Raw genomic sequence first — 245 nt, forward strand, 5'->3', positions numbered from 1 at the left:
TTAGCGACACAGCCAGTCAGAGCCAGCTCCTTTTGTCGAACGGGTCGAGTTTCGTGGCCGCGGATTGGACCAAAATCGGGGTTACCGGCATCTCGACACTGGTCGGAGATTATAACGGCGACGGCCACAGCGACATATTGAACTTCACGAGCACCACCAGCACGGCGCAAGTCCATCTGACCGAGGTTTCGACGACGACCGACATCCTGACGGCGACTGACCTGGTGAGCGTCGCATCGGACGGA

1 protein-coding gene is annotated in these 245 nt (G+C 58.8%); it reads left to right on the forward strand.

Going from position 1 to position 245, the window contains the following annotated elements; genetic code table 11:
- Positions 1-53: 53 nt before the first annotated feature.
- On the forward strand, positions 54-245 hold a 192-nt coding region (locus WN73_RS11475; RefSeq protein WP_271552807.1), incomplete at its 3' end, for a hypothetical protein.

Source organism: Bradyrhizobium sp. CCBAU 45394 (genome assembly GCF_028128655.1).
In the GTDB taxonomy this organism is placed as follows: Bacteria; Pseudomonadota; Alphaproteobacteria; order Rhizobiales; family Xanthobacteraceae; genus Bradyrhizobium; species Bradyrhizobium diazoefficiens.